Below are 17,477 nucleotides of genomic sequence, written 5' to 3'. Positions count from 1 at the left end.
GAATTTAATTTCTTCATCGTTATCTAAATAATGAAATGCTAAAAATGAAACATTCAAAGTGCTATCAGTTTCAGTAATATAATTCTTTTTGAAAAGCTACATTCAGCAGCTGGACACTTTATTTGAGATTGTTTATTATAATATCAAATGATATATTTATCTATCAAAAATGACGACTTTATACAGAAAAAGGGAGAGATTGACGATGAAGAAAGACTTGTCAGCGTTGAAGGAAGCGAGATTTAATGCAATTCTTGATTCAGCTACTATATTGCTTGTTGAAAATCCTACTGCTTCGATGAATGAAATTGCGGAATATGCGGGAATTGGAATTGCTACACTCCATCGCTACGTCGAAAGCAGGGAGAAATTGATGCTGTTCTTGGGCCATCGGGCTATACAACTGGTAAGTGATACTGTAAACCAGATTCCACTGGATGAGGAAAGAAGCGAAAACTATATCCCGGAACTCATTGAAGCGTTAATCCCTTTAGGTGACAAAATCTATTTTCTAGGTCATGATGCATCTGTATTTAACAACAAAGAATTAGGTGAAGCAGAAGAGAAGCTGAGGGAACCCTTACGACGCGTTATTGAACTGCTACAACAAAGAGGTTACTTTCAGCAAATGGTTAGCAGCGAATGGATTTTGAATACGCTTTATGCTCTGCTTTTCCATACCTGGGAACAGGTACATGAAGGAAATGTGGCTAAAAAATCTGCTGCAGAGCTTGTTTTAAATACATTTTATTATGGTTTCAAAGCTAAGGATGAATTGAGAGGGAAGTGAACTGATTCACATCCATGATAATTAATATTAATAATATAGAAAGTGAAAAGGAGCAATAGGATAATGAATAAAATCTCTATTGTAAAGGCTGTTCATCAATCCATGGTCGGCGTCCAGCTAAATGTAATGGCATTGGAATACATGGCGTTTCCACTTGCAGGATCTGAGGAGAAGAACACAGTCGATTGGACATTTTGTAAGCTATGGCGGCAGGAGAACAACCGTTTCAGTCATCAATACGCTTATGAAGCTCAAATGGACGGGAAAACTTTAGGGATGATTACTTGCTATCCCATACCCGTTTTAAATCGTCTTGCCTGGCCCACTTTTAAACAGCTGCTTTCGTTCCGAAAGCTGGGTTTTGTTGTTTATAACATTCTGAATATCAAAATGCTTTATTCCATGTTTACCTTGAAGGAGGGAGAAGATGACGAGTTTCACATCGGAACAATTGCCTTACTGCCCGAAAGTCGAGGACTAGGGATAGGTACCAGACTAATTGAATTTGCTGAGGAACAAGCTTCGCTGCAAGGCTTTGCCAAATGCTCTCTGACGGTAAAGAAAGAGAACCAACTTGCCATTAAATTGTATCAGAGGATAGGCTACCAGATTACAGGTGAAATCAATAAACCAAAGTTATCGTTGTACAGAATGGTCAAAAACGTAGAAACTTACAACCGTTTATAAAAAAGTTGTACAGTATTAGGGTAACGCCACATGCCCATAAACTTAAGGATTCAAAATTACCCCAAAGCGAAAAAATGGACATTTTGTACAAGTTAACACAAAATTTTTAGCTTGATAGTGATGGGATGGGGCCTCTATATAAAAAAACACAGTTTACACTCAAACTGTGTTTTTTCGGCGTACAATGATTTATTAATATCTCTTTTTATTTACTTATATACGTACAGCTGTACCACTTACAGCAACCATTAACATTCCATCACGAACAACTTCGTAATCTACATCAATACCAACGATAGCGTTCGCACCTTTTTGTTTTGCAAGTTCTTTCATTTCGTCCATCGCAATATCACGGGCTTCTTTTAGCTTACTTTCATAAGCACCAGCACGGCCACCAACAACATCACGAACTGAAGCGAATAAATCGCGTACAATGTTTGCACCCATAATAGCTTCCCCATTTACAATATCAATATACTCAATAATCTCTTTACCTTGAATTCCAGAAGTCGTTGTTACAATCATGACTGACACTCTCCTAATATATTATAATTTTTGATTAGCTTTCTTATGGCTTTCTTATGCCGTAGAAAAAGTGGTTCTGTTGCCAAGAATACTCGATAGAAACATAGAGCATTTTTGCATTAAAACTTGCAATTGTCTAACATATGTTTTCCTATGACATATGCAATTGAATAAAAGTAATAGAATTATTTAGCATATGTATCGCCATAACATATGCAAGGGATCTGTTAGAAATAAGATAAGCCGCAGTAAGTATCACCGCGCCAGGTAGATATATAGCATAATCCGAAAGCTGGTTCGTATGAAGGAATGTAAAAATTAGAATCGAAATGATAGATGCAATAGCAGTACCAATATAATGTGAAAAACGATTTAATATTATATGACGAAATATAATTTCTTCAAGTATTGGACCGAGAATACCAAATACAAGTAATGTAAATATAAGAGGTATCTCCGCGCCCGTTTCAAGGAGCTGTTCTTGATTCTCTGGCTGACCAAGTGCGAGAAAACGCATAACAGTCTGTTCTACAATTACCGTAAATAAAACCACCAGAGGAACACTTACTATTTTCAAAATTGTCTTCTCTTTAAAATAAGCAAAACTCTCAATAATTTCTTTCTTAAATAAAATTATTCCTATAATAGCAGGTACAGTAAAAGCAATGGCACTAATAATAAATTCTGAGTCAGCTAAATTGCTGTTAGTTAAAAGTGATAGGCCAAATAATATGAACCAGCCAAATTGAAGTAGTGTAAAGATTGTAAAAACTAGTAGCATATTAATTTCTTTTTTATTGGTTTGTATAAATTTCACTTTGTTACCTCCATAATTAAATTACTTAGAATCTTTGATTTTTCTTTCTGCATTATGTTCTCCTTCTAAAATATATTTATATAAATACCGAACCGGACCGTTCGGTTCGGGAACTAATGATACTATAAGTTTCTAGTTTTTTAAACCCCTTTTATAAATTATTAATAAAATAAAAATGGTAAACAACAAATATATTTATATTTCAGTTGCTTATTTACAAGCAAATTTCAGTACTCATTCATTTTTGACAATTAGCTTTTTATAGAATGAAGTGATAAGGCTTTTAACCGCAAGGACTGCGGGAGATACCCTAATATACGAAGTGAAAGTGGGAGTAGTTCAAACACTTTAGCTAAACATATTAATAAAAATTATATATAATAATCATATGTCTATACGTTAAAATTAACTATATTTTTTACACCTCTACGATTTTAGATAAAATTAGTTGTATAATATGACTGAATTAAACAATCGGTCATGTTATTTTGACAGAAAATTCACTTAAGTTATATAGATAATATAATTTGATTAACTTCTTTTCAAACTGTATTGTTTGAGGTTTCCATAAGATAGGGATTGATAAGATATTTCTGTTCCGAACTTATTTATACTTACAAAAAAATTAAGAAAATAGAGGGTAAACATTACCTAGAATATTAGGATTGTTTTCATTAGGAGGATTACAAAGCATGACTAAAGTTGATAAGGTAAAAGAAAAAATTATTGAAACATCTTTATATTTATTTAATACTAATGGGATAACTCGCACATCCATTCAGGATATAATGACAGCTACTGAGTTACCTAAAGGATCTATTTATCGTAGATTTAAAAGTAAAGAAGAAATTGTCCTTGCTGCCTACGACAAAAGTGGTGAGATTATGTGGAGTCATTTTCATAAAGCAATGGAAAATAAAAAGAATGCAATCGATAAAATCCTTGCAATATTCCTTGTATATCAAGATGCAGCTAATAATCCTCCTATTGCTGGAGGCTGTCCATTACTTAATAGCGCAATCGAAAGTACTGGAGTATTTCCAGAATTACAAAAAGCAGCAGCAAAAGGTTATGATGATACAGTAATGTTAATGGCTTCTCTCATAAAGGAAGGAATAGAGAAACAAGAACTTAAAGAAGATATAGACATTATATCGCTCGCTTCTTTTCTTGCATCTTCAATGGAGGGAGCTATTATGGCAAGTCGAGTATCTAACGATAATATACACCATCATTATTTTATTGAACAAATAAAACATCATCTTTTCACTTATTCTAAATAAGTGAGAACTTGCATTGTTTCCATCCAATTTTTATAAAGTTAAATTGAATACATACCCCTTATAAACAGTATCTTCTGTTTATAAGGGGTATTTGAATAGTTTTTAGCAAAGGTAGTCTTTAGATGATGTTTCATGTTTCTTATTGAACGATTTCATTATATATAATAAGCGTAATAGAAGTTCAGTTAAATAAAATTCAGTAGTCGAATTTTTTTGCATAAAGCTGTATAATGCTTGTAACGAAAGGGAAATACAGGAAGGGATTTGTAATGAGTTACTATGGAAAAAGATAAACAACAATTAAGCGTTGAAGTTGCAAGATTATATTATCAATCAGATTATAGTCAGCAAGAAATTGCTAATAAATTAAATATTTCAAGACCGACGATTTCTAGATTGTTAAAGTACGCGAAAGAAAAAGGGTTTGTTCAAATTAGCATCGCTGATCCATTTGCTGATTTAGATAACGTCGGGAATTTACTGAAAGAAAAGTACAACTTGTTAGAGGCACATGTGGTATTTTCTCCAGTGCCGGAATATGCAACGATTACAGAGTATATAAGTAAATATGCTGCTGAGTATATGGAAAAGACAGTTAAAAACGGTGATATTGTTGGTGTAAGCTGGGGCATGACTATGTATGAAATCGCTAGAAAAATCGTACCGCAACATGTAAAAGGGGTAGAGGTTGTCCAGCTAAAAGGTGGTATTAGTCATTCAAGTGTAAATACATATGCGAATGAGACGATAGCTTTATTTGCAGATGCTTTTCAAACGACGCCAAGAAATCTACCTCTTCCGGTTATATTTGATAATGCAGTGACAAAAGAATTAGTGGAGCAGGATCGACATATTCATCACATTATCGAAATGGGAAAACAAGCGAATATTGCAATTTTCACTGTAGGAACAGTGCGAGATGAAGCGCTATTATTCCGATTAGGTTATTTCGATAAGGATGAAACAAATTTACTCAAAAAACAATCGGTCGGTGACATTTGTTCACGTTTCTTTGATGGAGACGGAAATATTAGTAGTGAAGAAATCAATAAGCGTACCATTGGAATTGAGTTAGAGGAACTGAAATTAAAGAAACGCTCTATTTTAGTTGCAGGTGGTAATAGAAAAATAAAAGCAATTGATGGTGCGTTACGTGGCGGGTATGCAAATGTATTAATTATCGATCAGCATACAGCAAAAGAATTGTTACATTATCAAAAAGATTAGAAATAAAGGGCGTTCTCAAGATGTTAATTTTGAGAATGCCTTTTATTTTGTTATGTATGAATGATAGGAGTCTTTTTTGAACACAAATTGCCTTTTTAAAAATAATTATGGATATGGAGATACATACTACCATTGTTAACATAAAAATTTTGATTATATATCTGAAGTGTTCTTTGTTAGAATGCGCTTTATTTGCTACAAGAAAATTACTTTTTAAAAAAAATGAACAAAATTTCAAAAGTATATTTACATTTGTTCAACTAAGAGTTAGAATGAAGTTGTTAAAAGATATGAGGAGTGAAGATAATGAACATTGCAAAGTTAATTGACCATACAATTTTAAAAGCTAATACTACTAAAGAAGATGTTATGAAAGTAATCGAAGAAGCAAAGGAATATAAATTCGCTTCTGTTTGTATTAACCCAACATGGGTAAAATTAGCGGCTGATGAACTAGCTGGACATGATGTAGACGTTTGTACTGTAATCGGTTTCCCATTAGGAGCAAGTACGACTGAAACAAAAGCATTTGAAACAAAAGATGCTATCGCAAAAGGTGCAACTGAAGTTGATATGGTAATCAACGTAGGCGCTTTAAAAGATGGTGACAACGAACTTGTTGAAAAAGACATTTATGAAGTAGTACAAGCAGCAAAAGGAAAAGCTCTTGTAAAAGTAATCATTGAAACTTGTCTATTAACAGATGAAGAGAAAGTACGCGCTTGTGAATTATCAGTAAAAGCTGGTGCTGATTTCGTAAAAACTTCAACTGGATTCTCAACTGGCGGAGCAACTGCTGAAGATATCGCATTAATGCGTAAAACAGTAGGACCAAACGTTGGTGTAAAAGCATCTGGCGGTGTTCGTACACGTGAAGATGCAGACAAAATGGTAGCTGCTGGAGCTTCTCGCGTTGGAGCAAGTGCTAGTGTTGCAATCGTATTAAATGATGCAAAAGGTGCTACAGATAACTACTAATCATTAATGAAGTCAAAAGCGATAGATACACAAAGTAAAGTGTATCTATTGCTTTAATAATTGAAAAAAATGTAAGCGGATACGAATGGGAGGAAACGGCTTATGAAATACTTAATCGGTGTTTTTGGCCTCGTATTGATTTTAGGTATCGCTTGGCTTGCTAGTAATGATAGAAAGAAAGTCAAATATCGCCCAATCATAACGATGGTTATATTACAATTCATTTTGGGGTTTCTATTATTAAATACAAGTGTAGGGAATATATTAATAAGCGGAATAGCAGATGGTTTTGGAGAGCTATTAAAATATGCTGCTGACGGTGTGAATTTCGTATTTGGTGGACTAGTAAATCAAAAAGAGTTTTCGTTCTTTTTAAGTGTATTAATGCCAATCGTATTTATATCAGCCTTAATAGGTATTTTGCAACATATTAAAGTATTACCTATTATTGTGAAATCTATCGGTCTAGCATTAAGTAAAGTAAATGGAATGGGGAAACTAGAATCATATAACGCTGTGGCATCAGCGATTTTAGGACAATCAGAAGTATTTATTTCAGTTAAGAAACAACTAGGGTTATTGCCAGAGAAAAGAATGTATACATTATGTGCATCAGCAATGTCTACAGTTTCTATGTCTATCGTTGGATCATATATGGTGTTATTAAAACCACAATATGTTGTAACCGCTTTAGTGCTTAACTTATTCGGTGGCTTCATCATTGCTTCTATCATTAACCCGTATGAAGTTACTGAGGAAGAAGATATGTTAGAAGTACAAGAAGAAGAGAAAAAGACTTTCTTTGAAGTATTAGGGGAATACATTATTGATGGATTTAAAGTTGCGATTACAGTAGCAGCTATGTTAGTCGGTTTCGTAGCTCTTATCGCATTCATTAATGCAGTATTTAAAGGTGTAATCGGTATTTCATTCCAAGAAATTCTTGGTTATGCATTTGCACCATTTGCATTTATTATGGGTGTACCTTGGCATGAAGCAGTTAATGCCGGAAATATTATGGCAACAAAATTAGTATCAAATGAATTTGTCGCTATGACAGATTTAGCACAAGGAAACTTTAATTTCTCAGATAGAACGACAGCGATTATCTCTGTATTCTTAGTTTCATTTGCAAACTTCTCTTCAATTGGGATTATTGCAGGGGCAGTTAAGAGTTTAAATGAAAAGCAAGGGAATGTAGTCGCAAGATTTGGTTTGAAATTACTATTCGGTGCAACATTAGTAAGTTTCTTATCAGCAACAATCGTTGGCTTACTATTTTAATAGATTCATATAATATAAAAAGGAATGGTGATTGTAATGAGAATGGTAGATATTATTGCAAAAAAACGTGACGGCAAAGAATTAACGACTGAAGAAATCAAATTCTTTATTAATGGATATACAGACGGAAGTATTCCTGATTATCAAGTGAGTGCGCTTGCAATGGCAATCTTCTTTAAAGATATGACAGATCGCGAACGTGCAGATTTAACGATGGCGATGGTTGAGTCTGGAGAAACGATCGACTTATCAGCAATTGAAGGGATTAAAGTAGACAAACATTCAACTGGCGGTGTTGGTGATACAACAACATTAGTATTAGGACCATTAGTTGCTGCTTTAGATGTACCAGTAGCAAAAATGTCTGGTCGTGGTTTAGGACATACGGGCGGAACAATTGATAAATTAGAAGCGGTAGAAGGATTCCACGTTGAAATTACGAAAGAGCAGTTCATTGATATTGTAAACCGTGACAAAGTAGCTGTTATTGGGCAAACAGGAAACTTAACACCTGCAGATAAAAAAATCTATGCATTACGCGATGTAACCGGAACGGTTAACTCAATTCCTTTAATCGCAAGTTCAATTATGAGTAAAAAAATTGCAGCTGGTGCTGACGCAATCGTACTTGATGTAAAAACAGGTGCTGGCGCATTTATGAAAACAGAAGAAGATGCAAAAGAATTAGCACATGCAATGGTACGTATCGGAAATAATGTAGGACGTCAAACTATGGCTGTTATTTCAGATATGTCACAACCTCTTGGATTTGCGATTGGTAATGCTCTAGAAGTGAAAGAAGCGATTGATACGTTAAAAGGTGAAGGTCCAGAAGATTTAACAGAATTAGTACTTGTATTAGGAAGTCAAATGGTTGTACTTGCGAAAAAAGCAAATACGTTAGAAGAAGCTCGTGAAATGCTAATTGAAGTGATGAAAAACGGAAAAGCAATTGAGAAATTTAAAGAGTTCTTAAGTAATCAAGGCGGAGATAGCTCAATTGTAGACAATCCAGAAAAAATGCCACAAGCTAAGTATGTAATTGATGTACCTGCAAAAACTTCAGGTGTTATTTCTAACATTGTTGCAGATGAGATTGGTATTGCAGCTATGTTACTTGGTGCAGGTCGTGCAACGAAGGAAGATGAAATCGATTTAGCGGTAGGTTTAATGTTACGTAAAAAAGTTGGCGATGCAGTAAAAGAAGGCGAGCCATTCGTAACAATCTACGCAAATCGTGAAAATGTAGAAGATGTAAAAGCAAAAATTTATGAGAACATCTCTATTGCTGAAACAGCAGTGGCTCCTAAATTAGTTCATACAGTTATTACTGACTAATCATCATTTCATTTACTTTAAGGGGGAAATAATATGGATAAGAAAAAATATATTGAAGAAGCAAACAAGATGTTATCGAAAGCGTATATTCCGTATTCTAAATTTCCTGTTGGCGCAGCGTTAGTTACGAAAGAAGGGAAAATCTATACTGGTTGTAATATAGAAAATGCTTCTTACGGTTTATGTAACTGTGCAGAAAGAACAGCAATATTTAAGGCAGTATCAGAAGGTGAGCGCGATTTTAGTTATTTAGTTATTACAGGAGAAACTGATGGACCTATTTCACCATGTGGTGCGTGTAGACAAGTAATTGCTGAATTCTGTGATCCGAAAATGCCTGTATTATTAACGAATGTAAAAGGTGATGAAAAAGAAGTGACTGTTGAGCAATTACTTCCAGGTGCTTTCTCAATAGAAGATTTAAAATAAGTTGAAAAGTGAACTGCACCTCCAGTTGTTAGACACGCATAACAATTGGAGGTGCAGTTTTTTTACTTTATATTGCGGTGAATTATTTACTGATATTTTGTCCCCTTTTTCATCAATTTATTATTTTACCACATGTGAAATTTTAAAAATTAAATATTAATGTAGTGTAAGTACAATATAAATTCCCAATTAATATTAAAAGATGATAGGCTATTTTTATAATTGAATTACCTTTCGTACTCTAAAAAACACCCTACCAACAAAGGTTCTCTATCAATATAAAAATCTATACTAATATGGTATAAATTTCATGCTCTATTAAGTATAGAAGGGGTTTATACGATGGGACAATTTCAAAGTAATTTTCAAAGCGCTACACAAATCGCAACGCAAATGAGGGCAGCTTCAGATACAATCCAAAGCGCAACAAATCGTTCTATAAAAAAGGCGACACGTACTACGCTTTCAGTTAATTCAAAAGCACAAGAAGCGAACCAACAAGTTTTAGATTTGACGAAACAATTATCCACCGCCTTTCAACAAGCGGTCGATAACATTCATTCGGTAGCCAAAGAGTTTGAGAGAATGGATCACGAGCTTCACAATACTTTCCGCTAATATGACCACCTTCGTAAAGATAAAACGGTAGGAGGAAAAAAATGGATCGAGATATCAAAAACCAAATTAAACAGTTAAATCAAAAATTACGAAGTGTATTTGAAGAACAGGACCGAAATTAATCCGCGCTTCGAACTCAGGAACAAGCGGAAGCTGATTTTCACGAATTGAAAAATCGAAGCAACCGCTTATTTAACCGTATTTTAGAAACTTGGCACAATGATAAAGAGTTATCTCATTTCTTTATAAATATCCGTCAAGAAGCACAACACATTGAGCGAAAACTTACATTGAATGCAAAAGATTGGAGTACATGGCCGGGGCACCCTAAATACGGTAATGTTCCGGAAATTATAAGACTAGAAATGTTAGAACGTGAAGCAGTGGCTAGAGAAGCTTTGAAAAAATCAATAAAAGAGAGGTTACAATCCATTGAAAACAATAGTTAAAAATATAGGTGGTAAAAAGATAATAGCTACAGCAGAAGAACATTTAGGCCCCCAGATAGAAAAGTTATTGTATTTGCTAACTAAAGTAGAAGATAACAAATTAGTTGATAGATTTTCTATGCAAGTTGGTTGGTCTATTTTTGTTCTATCCAAACGTGAAGATGGGTATCATATTATTGCCCCAGATTATACAAAAAATCCATTTAAGGATACTACAGATGATCTAACAATTGCTTTATGGGTGCAATTAGAACAAGTACATTGTTTACGTCAGTTAAATATTGACGGTGAAACAATAAAGTTTAGCGATAAAATAGTGACTTCAAAAAATGTGTTACAACTAGATGAGGTTTATTTACAAAGAGCTAGGGATTGTGACAAAGGTGATTCTGGTTGGTATATCGGTCCTGTCGATGAAACAGAAGAAACTGACGGTGAATTAGAAGTATATTACGCATATCAGCTACTAAAAATTAGACCTTCAATTATTCAAGTTTTAGCCTTACCTTATGAATATCTGGTAGTTTTTGAGAAAGATAAAATCAAAGCCATTTTAGATGATAATGATGTCGATGTTTGGAATGGAGTTACAAACTAAGATTAGTTAAGTTCTAAAATAATTGAGAGGGCTTAACCGCATGAACTCAAAAATCCCGGAAATTTTAGGAATATTAGACGGTTATGAGAAAAGGGTAATTTTAGTAATTATAGAAACTGAAGCAATGGTTTAAATTAAGCTAGAAACTTACAGGATGGAAAATAATCAATAATGAATAAATTATAAAAGAGCATCCCACCATTAAAAACTGAACTGCACCCCAATTGTTAGACACAGTCTAACAATTGGAGGTGCAGTTTTTCTATGGTTAAATTCACAACTGATGAAAAAATATACATCGTTCAACGTTATTTGAACGGAAATGAAAGTTACCGAGAAATTAGTAAAGCTATTGGTATAAGAGACACCGTAATTTTGAAATGGGTAAACCAATATAAACAAAATGGCTTTTTATTTGAAAATAGGATGTAATATTTTATTCATATTCCGTTCATAAACTTTCCGTAAAATGATTGCAGCGAATATAGAAAGTTTACAACAGGAGGAATAGAATGAAGAAATTATATAATGCGGCATTTATTTACTTAATTATTGGTTTATTATCAGGTGTATTTGCAAGAGAGTATACGAAAGCACAAGGAATTAAAGGATCCACAATGTTGCAATTAGTGCATACACATGTATTAGTGCTCGGTTTTGTATTCTTTTTAATTGCTTTAGCTTTATGTAAAGTGTTTCATGTACAAGAAACAAAGAGCTTTTGTGCATGGTTTGTTGTTTATAATGTAGGAGTAATCTTTACTATTGCTACAATGCTATGGAGAGGTCTTCTACAAGTAAATGGAACTGACTTTTACGGTTTAAGCCATATGGCTGGATTAGGTCATGTTATTATAAGTATCGGGCTCGTTTGGTTTATGATTTTGCTAAAAAAGTCATTTAAATAGATAGGAGTGGAAAGTATGATAGCACTTTTATCAAGTGTCGTAGCAGTTTGTATGGCTGTTGGGGTAATGTTTCTACGTTTTAAAGCAGCGAAAAAGCCGGTAACGAAAAAGAAAATTATATTGCCGCCAATTTTTATGAGTACAGGCGGGATGATGTACTTTTTACCAGAGTTTCGATTAACATCGTTAGAAATAGTCGAGGCAATTAGTATAGGGCTTATCTTTTCTATTTTTCTTATTAAAACAACTAAGTTCGAAATAAAAGGCGAACATATATTTATGAAACCGTCAAAAGCATTCATATTTATTTTAGTAGGCTTATTAGCTGTACGCGTGGCATTAAAGTCATATTTAAGCCAATCAATTGATTTGGCAGAGTTAAGCGGAATGTTTTTCTTACTTGCATTTGCGATGATTGTGTCGTGGAGAATTGCGATGTATCGCTCGTTTACTAAATTAGAAAAGACAATAAACAGAGCTGGAATTTCTATATAGGAAATCCAGCTCTGTTTATGTTTTATTAAAATTCTTTAGCGCGGAACTCATTTGCTTAATTTTAAACGTATTTGAGCATCTTGTAATGCGGCTGGTGTAACGTTAAGACCATTTTGATCAACAATTTTTGTGTTTAATAAAATGGAATCTAAGCTTCCACGAAATGTTTGTGTATAGTTTTGACGCAACATTTGTTGTTCTTGTTTTTCATCAACTGTTAATCCAGTTGCTTTTTCTTTTTTGGACAATTCGTTAATACGGAATAAAATATTTTTCATTTGTTTCACCTCTAGTTAGATTTAATTACATTAGCTACTTACTAATGTATAGTTATTTTAACCTATCTTTTAATAAGTGTCAATGTCTATAAAATGCCTTGTTTTGTAAGTGTATGGGGTGAGAGAGAATGTAAATGACTACTAATACTTGAAATAGAAAAGATGTTAATATACAATACCGTAGTAGGGTATAAAATTGTTGTTTTACATTATGAAAGAAATGAGCACAAAGGAGTATGTAATAATGAATGCAGTAATTTCAAAGAAAGAAACAATCATCTCATATACGATTGCTATTTTATTTATTTTAGCCATGGTAACAGCGGGTGTGTTATTAAATGATCCAGAAGTCATTTTGCCGGAAATAGCGGCGATGGCAATTGCTTTATGGGCGTATCGTGAGCCAGGATGGTTAAGACAACCAGAAAAAATTTTTATTGCACCGTCAATAACAGCTGTAATCGGTTTTATGGTGAATCAAATGGATATAGCCTATTTAGGGAAAGTAAGCTTAACGCTTGTATTCATGATGCTGTTTTTGCGTGTAATTCAATCCAATTTAGCACCATCAATTGCGACAGGTTTATTACCATTAGTAACAAATGCGACGGAATGGTCATTTGTTATCGCGGTCTGCGCTTTAACATTTATATTAATGGTTGGTGTACTTATATTTAAATTGAACAGTGGTCTGGAGCGAAAAGTGAATATACAGTATAAGTATATGATTGTATTTCTAATACTAAACTTTGTGTGGATCAGTTTATGTTGGATAACTGGTTATGAACAATTAGCAGTTATTCCACCAATATTAGTTGTCGTGTATGAATCACTTCAAAAGCCGATGTACAATGAAAAAATGGCTTTTAAACAAATAGTCGTATTAACTGCATCTGCAACTGTTGGAACAATATTGTACTTTGCGATTGATTCATGGATTGTAGTCACTTTATTAAATATGATATTAATGCTTATTTTATTAAAAATTGTTGGTGTACGTATTCCAGCAGTGTATGCATTTCCATTATTGCCGCTCGTATTTCCAGATGGAATGATAAAGATGTTACCAGTAGCTTCATTTGTTGCGGGAGTATTTTTATTTGGTGCAGTACTACTGTATAAAAAGTGGGAGATGAAGCAAAAGGGCATGGCAATGTAGATAGAGTAAAGATAGCTTTAATTAGTAAAATAAATAGACACCTGTGAGTGTCTATTTATTTTATGAAAAATTTAGTTTAATTCATTTAAGTAATGAACAAGTGCCGATGCTTTAGAGAAAAATGGAGAATGATCAGCTTCTAAAGTAATAACTTTCTTGCAAGGTGTTTCTGTATTCATTCGGCGCTGAAAATCAATTGGAATCGCTCTATCTAGAGTCGTTTCAATATAAATGCGATCTATGGCTCCAAAGTTTTCTTCAGATATTTTCAGCTCTTGTTGGAAGGGTCCTAGTGGTTGAGGACGCATTTGATTAAAAGATGCTTCTTTAATAGAACCGTCTTCTGTAGCATTTAAAAATGTTTGTTCAATTAGATTAGGTATAAGTTCAGCAGTCAAGTCATTTTCATTTATAGTGAATTGCGGGCCATCTTCTCCGTCTAATTTACTACCAAGACTTTCTCCGTTTTGTGGTAAAAAGGCACAAAGATATACTAATTTATCGATTTTATTTGGTATAAGTTCAGCAGTTTGAGTAATAACGATTCCACCCATACTATGTCCAACAAGAATAACCTTTTCATTTTGTTGATTTATATTAGCTGTTACTGCATCAACATAGGAATCTAACGTTATATTTTGTGAAGGAGTTGTATCTTTCCCACTTCCAGGTAAGTCTAGTGTAATAACAGTGTGACCTAAAGCCTCTAGTTGAGGTTTTACTAATTCCCATGCCCATTCACCTTGCCATGCTCCATGTACTAAAATGTAAGTACTCATTTAATCAACACTCCTCTAGGGTATATAAGTTTCATCTATTTGTAATATTGATGATGTATACTCAGTGTAAATGAAGTGGTTTCATAAATATAATGAAGGTTATTTATAGATGATATAAATATATTTTATATAAGGAGAACAGAATGAATGTTTTTGATTTTAAAGTCTTTACATATGTGGCTCGTTTAAATAGTATTAGTCTGGCAGCAAAGGAATTACATATGACACAGCCAGCAATAACCCATATTATTAACAAATTAGAGAAACGATATGCTATAACGTTATTTGATCGCTCTAGACAAGGAACGATTCTAACTGAAAATGGCAAAGAATTTTTAGTTGGTGTGAATCGACTTCTAATGGAGTATGAAAAACTTGAGGAAACAGCTTTCCAGTTGAAAAATAAAAGCTTGTATAAAATTGTACTAGCTACGTATCCTTCCGTTACTGTATATTGTTTGGCGGAGTGTATTCAACTAGGGAATATTGATCATAGTCAATATGTACTTGCAGTTCGAGAAGGAAGCTATCAAGAAGTGTTAGATTGGCTATCATCAGGTAGTGCAGATTTTTCTATTTCTATAAAAGAAAATTTAATACAAGGATTTCATTATGATGTCATTGGTGAAGATCCGTATGTTATGGTTTCTTCAAAAAAAGTTCCGCCTAACCTTACTATTAATGATATAAAAAATTATCCTTTTATTATGCCGCTTTCTGGTTGCAAAGAAGTGCTCGAACCGTATTTGATGAAAAATGAAATAACAGTTAATAAAGTGATGGAGTCAGAATCAATTAGTTCAGCATTAGCACTTACTATACAAGTTAATGGCATAACAATCGTTCCGTTATCAGGACTACATAAGCAAATTATTCATGACTTCATTGTACAGCCGATAGAAATTACAATTCCACGACAACTTATTATGCAATGGTCACCTAAAAAAGAGAATGACCCGCTGTTTCTCGCGTTTGTTAAGAACTTATTAGCTCAACTACAGCAAAAGAAAAAATGAATATAATATTACAAAAGGTAAGCTCGTTTCACTGAAGCTTATCTTTTGTATGTATTACCAATAAAGAGCGGTATCATAAAGTCCGATTAATATAAGAAGAACACCGGCTACCTGTTGAACGCGTTTGCCAATATTCCTACTTTTTTTAAGTAATGTTCCATTTAATCCAAGATAAGAGATGATGAACATAATTCCAACGATAGGGAGAGCAGTTCCTAGCGAAAAGAATGTTGGAAACAAGTAACCATAATTATATGAGAAAGATAAAGGGATTAACGTTCCAAAAAATAGAACGAACATGGTCGGACAAAAAGCTAAGGAAAAGAAGAATCCAAGTAAAAATGAGCCAGTTTCATTTTGTTTTCTTATAAATTTGATTGAGAAGAAGTTTCTTGCTTTTATAATACCTGCCAACATTAACCCCATTAAAATTAATAGGGGTCCCATCATTTTGCGTAACCATGGGAAATACAAAGTTAATATTTGCTGAATCTCTTTTCCTAAAAACCATACTAATAGTCCAAGCGTCGTAAAAGCCATTATTTTTCCTAAAATGAATAAAAGTATATGTTTCCATACATGTCCTTTTTGTAAAGATTGGTTGCTATAAAGTGTAATAGCACTAATGTTTCCTGTTAATTGACAAGGAGCAAGTGTACCTACAATGCCTAATAAAAACGCAAATAAAAGAGGTACTGATTTCGTAGCATTCGCGGCATCCATTAAAGGAGACATGAGTTGATAGCTCCATTCACTAATTATTGAAAACACGTTATATTCACCCTTCTAATTAATTTGGAATATTCCTTCTTTAGTAAGCTGCTTCCATGTTTTACCCTCATCCGTAGAAAGGAACACATTTGCTTTCATTGTAGCAAATACAATTTCAGCTGAATTTTGAGGGTTTTGTGATATATACATAATTGTATCTTTAGGATCTAAAGGTGGAATTTGTATGTTTGTCTCCTCATTTGTAGCAATTGATTTCTTCGTTACGATTTGCTTATTGATAGGCGCGTAAATAACATCTTCATTACTTAATGTAATTGCGGTCGATTCAAGTGATTTAGCGAATATTTCAAACGTATTTCCGTAATCTGTAGATAAGTAAACACCGTCTTTGGCACTTACTGCGACTACACTAGATTGATTCGGATGTACGGAAAAGGAATGAATCGTACTTGAAAGACCTTTTAACTTACTATTTTCCCAATCTTGTCCGTTGTTCGTACTGAAATAAAAACCTTGTTGTAATTTAGAATTTGGACGCTCATTGTATAAATAAATTGCTTCTGTATTATATCCGACAGCAAGGTTATGAAAATCAGATTCTCCGTAAAATGCTAGCTTTTCAAGAGTATTACCACCATCAGAACTTTTCAATAATCCTAAAGGGTTTTTTAAATTTGCACCTGGTTCAGGGTGACCGCTGGCAAAGAATCCGTTCTTCGTTGCCTGAAATCCCATATAATCATGTAGCTCAGTCTTAGTTTCAAACCATTTGCCATCTTGATAAACTTTTATCCCGCTATGAGTGGCAATAGAAACACCTAGCATATTTCCTGCATAGCCAATTCCATGAATGTGCTCGATTTTTCCAGATGTAATTTCTTTATAGGAGTCTTGCGGATTCGTATTTGCTGTTTTTGTATTTTTTGGTTGAGATTGCGCCGTTCCTTTCTTCACTGGTGCTGTTTCGACGTTGCTAGAACATCCTGAAATTATTAATAAAGAAGTAATTGCTAACCCTGTTGCTACATAATGTTTCAAATTTGTAGGCCCCTTTCCTATATACGTGATTTTAAGTATATGGAATAAA

The 17,477-nt window shown here is 33.7% G+C and carries 20 protein-coding genes and 2 pseudogenes; 16 read left to right on the top strand and 6 right to left on the bottom strand.

All coding sequences use genetic code 11. The annotated features are described in order from the left end of the window. Positions 1 to 205: 205 nt before the first annotated feature. Both HMAS_RS15090 and HMAS_RS15085 read left to right on the top strand, forming a co-directional pair. The gene (locus HMAS_RS15090; protein WP_000710978.1) at positions 206 to 790 is read left to right on the top strand and encodes a TetR/AcrR family transcriptional regulator; all 585 of its coding nucleotides are present in this window, start codon (positions 206 to 208) and stop codon (positions 788 to 790) included. A 63-nt stretch (positions 791 to 853) separates the two neighbouring features. Next, positions 854 to 1,477 (top strand): GNAT family N-acetyltransferase, encoded by a 624-nt coding sequence (locus HMAS_RS15085; protein ID WP_001033861.1) that lies wholly within the window; start codon positions 854 to 856, stop codon positions 1,475 to 1,477. Between the two features lie 213 nt (positions 1,478 to 1,690). On the opposite strand, the gene HMAS_RS15075 is transcribed toward HMAS_RS15085, so the two are convergent. Both HMAS_RS15075 and HMAS_RS15070 read right to left on the bottom strand, forming a co-directional pair. Next, the gene (locus HMAS_RS15075; RefSeq protein ID WP_000637507.1) at positions 1,691 to 2,002 is read right to left on the bottom strand and encodes a YbjQ family protein; all 312 of its coding nucleotides are present in this window, start codon (positions 2,000 to 2,002) and stop codon (positions 1,691 to 1,693) included. A 151-nt stretch (positions 2,003 to 2,153) separates the two neighbouring features. Beyond that, entirely contained in the window at positions 2,154 to 2,819 is a 666-nt protein-coding gene (locus tag HMAS_RS15070; protein WP_000668793.1) for a CPBP family intramembrane glutamic endopeptidase, read from the bottom strand. A 692-nt stretch (positions 2,820 to 3,511) separates the two neighbouring features. Between HMAS_RS15070 and HMAS_RS15065 the strand changes: the two genes are divergently transcribed. The 12 genes and pseudogenes from HMAS_RS15065 to HMAS_RS15005 all read left to right on the top strand — a co-directional run bounded on the left by HMAS_RS15065 (position 3,512) and on the right by HMAS_RS15005 (position 12,426). Next, positions 3,512 to 4,102 carry a TetR/AcrR family transcriptional regulator gene (locus HMAS_RS15065; protein ID WP_000169644.1) on the top strand — a complete coding sequence of 197 codons (591 nt, stop codon included), beginning with the start codon at positions 3,512 to 3,514 and terminating at the stop codon, positions 4,100 to 4,102. 279 nt (positions 4,103 to 4,381) lie between these two features. Then, the gene (locus HMAS_RS15060; protein ID WP_000409780.1) at positions 4,382 to 5,329 is read left to right on the top strand and encodes a sugar-binding transcriptional regulator; all 948 of its coding nucleotides are present in this window, start codon (positions 4,382 to 4,384) and stop codon (positions 5,327 to 5,329) included. A 306-nt stretch (positions 5,330 to 5,635) separates the two neighbouring features. Further along, positions 5,636 to 6,307: a deoxyribose-phosphate aldolase gene (deoC, locus tag HMAS_RS15055; protein WP_001017441.1), complete on the top strand. Its 672-nt coding sequence runs from the start codon at positions 5,636 to 5,638 to the stop codon at positions 6,305 to 6,307. Positions 6,308 to 6,409: 102 nt separating this feature from the next. After that, positions 6,410 to 7,591: a NupC/NupG family nucleoside CNT transporter gene (locus HMAS_RS15050; RefSeq protein ID WP_000876188.1), complete on the top strand. Its 1,182-nt coding sequence runs from the start codon at positions 6,410 to 6,412 to the stop codon at positions 7,589 to 7,591. A 36-nt stretch (positions 7,592 to 7,627) separates the two neighbouring features. Further along, entirely contained in the window at positions 7,628 to 8,929 is a 1,302-nt protein-coding gene (locus HMAS_RS15045) for a pyrimidine-nucleoside phosphorylase (protein WP_025710128.1), read from the top strand. 33 nt (positions 8,930 to 8,962) lie between these two features. Continuing rightward, positions 8,963 to 9,358 (top strand): cytidine deaminase, encoded by a 396-nt coding sequence (locus HMAS_RS15040; protein WP_000358532.1) that lies wholly within the window; start codon positions 8,963 to 8,965, stop codon positions 9,356 to 9,358. 342 nt (positions 9,359 to 9,700) lie between these two features. Next, positions 9,701 to 9,976: a TIGR04197 family type VII secretion effector gene (locus HMAS_RS15035; RefSeq protein WP_016122301.1), complete on the top strand. Its 276-nt coding sequence runs from the start codon at positions 9,701 to 9,703 to the stop codon at positions 9,974 to 9,976. Positions 9,977 to 10,017: 41 nt separating this feature from the next. Then, positions 10,018 to 10,281: pseudogene (locus HMAS_RS28115) on the top strand (DUF3958 family protein); the annotation flags it as partial. Between the two features lie 127 nt (positions 10,282 to 10,408). Beyond that, positions 10,409 to 11,023: an immunity protein Imm33 domain-containing protein gene (locus HMAS_RS15025; protein WP_006919945.1), complete on the top strand. Its 615-nt coding sequence runs from the start codon at positions 10,409 to 10,411 to the stop codon at positions 11,021 to 11,023. A 264-nt stretch (positions 11,024 to 11,287) separates the two neighbouring features. Beyond that, a pseudogene (locus tag HMAS_RS15015) lies at positions 11,288 to 11,431 on the top strand (transposase); the annotation flags it as partial. Between the two features lie 104 nt (positions 11,432 to 11,535). Continuing rightward, positions 11,536 to 11,931: a DUF2871 domain-containing protein gene (locus HMAS_RS15010; RefSeq protein ID WP_000737876.1), complete on the top strand. Its 396-nt coding sequence runs from the start codon at positions 11,536 to 11,538 to the stop codon at positions 11,929 to 11,931. A 15-nt stretch (positions 11,932 to 11,946) separates the two neighbouring features. Then, positions 11,947 to 12,426 carry a CcdC family protein gene (locus tag HMAS_RS15005; RefSeq protein WP_000561076.1) on the top strand — a complete coding sequence of 160 codons (480 nt, stop codon included), beginning with the start codon at positions 11,947 to 11,949 and terminating at the stop codon, positions 12,424 to 12,426. Between the two features lie 47 nt (positions 12,427 to 12,473). On the opposite strand, the gene HMAS_RS15000 is transcribed toward HMAS_RS15005, so the two are convergent. Beyond that, positions 12,474 to 12,704, bottom strand: a complete 231-nt coding sequence (locus tag HMAS_RS15000) for a DUF896 domain-containing protein (protein WP_000789783.1) — start codon at positions 12,702 to 12,704, stop codon at positions 12,474 to 12,476. 244 nt (positions 12,705 to 12,948) lie between these two features. On the opposite strand from HMAS_RS15000, the gene HMAS_RS14995 reads away from it, so the two are divergent. After that, positions 12,949 to 13,863, top strand: coding sequence for a hypothetical protein (locus HMAS_RS14995; protein WP_000994721.1), 915 nt, complete (start codon positions 12,949 to 12,951; stop codon positions 13,861 to 13,863). A 71-nt stretch (positions 13,864 to 13,934) separates the two neighbouring features. Here HMAS_RS14995 and HMAS_RS14990 read toward each other — a convergent pair whose 3' ends face one another. After that, on the bottom strand, positions 13,935 to 14,642 hold the full coding sequence (locus tag HMAS_RS14990; RefSeq protein WP_025710127.1) for an alpha/beta fold hydrolase: 708 nt from the start codon (positions 14,640 to 14,642) through the stop codon (positions 13,935 to 13,937). Between the two features lie 143 nt (positions 14,643 to 14,785). Here HMAS_RS14990 and HMAS_RS14985 point away from each other — a divergent pair, with 143 nt between their 5' ends. Further along, positions 14,786 to 15,658, top strand: coding sequence for a LysR family transcriptional regulator (locus HMAS_RS14985; RefSeq protein WP_001100328.1), 873 nt, complete (start codon positions 14,786 to 14,788; stop codon positions 15,656 to 15,658). Between the two features lie 54 nt (positions 15,659 to 15,712). On the opposite strand, the gene HMAS_RS14980 is transcribed toward HMAS_RS14985, so the two are convergent. Both HMAS_RS14980 and HMAS_RS14975 read right to left on the bottom strand, forming a co-directional pair. After that, the gene (locus HMAS_RS14980) at positions 15,713 to 16,429 is read right to left on the bottom strand and encodes a sulfite exporter TauE/SafE family protein (protein ID WP_222124715.1); all 717 of its coding nucleotides are present in this window, start codon (positions 16,427 to 16,429) and stop codon (positions 15,713 to 15,715) included. Positions 16,430 to 16,444: 15 nt separating this feature from the next. Continuing rightward, positions 16,445 to 17,428: a F510_1955 family glycosylhydrolase gene (locus HMAS_RS14975; protein WP_025710125.1), complete on the bottom strand. Its 984-nt coding sequence runs from the start codon at positions 17,426 to 17,428 to the stop codon at positions 16,445 to 16,447. Positions 17,429 to 17,477: the final 49 nt, after the last annotated feature.

Origin of the sequence: Bacillus sp. HMA207 (genome assembly GCF_003402455.1) — a bacterium.
Classification (GTDB): Bacteria; Bacillota; Bacilli; order Bacillales; family Bacillaceae_G; genus Bacillus_A; species Bacillus_A cereus.
This window is presented reverse-complemented; position numbering and strand designations above follow the sequence as displayed.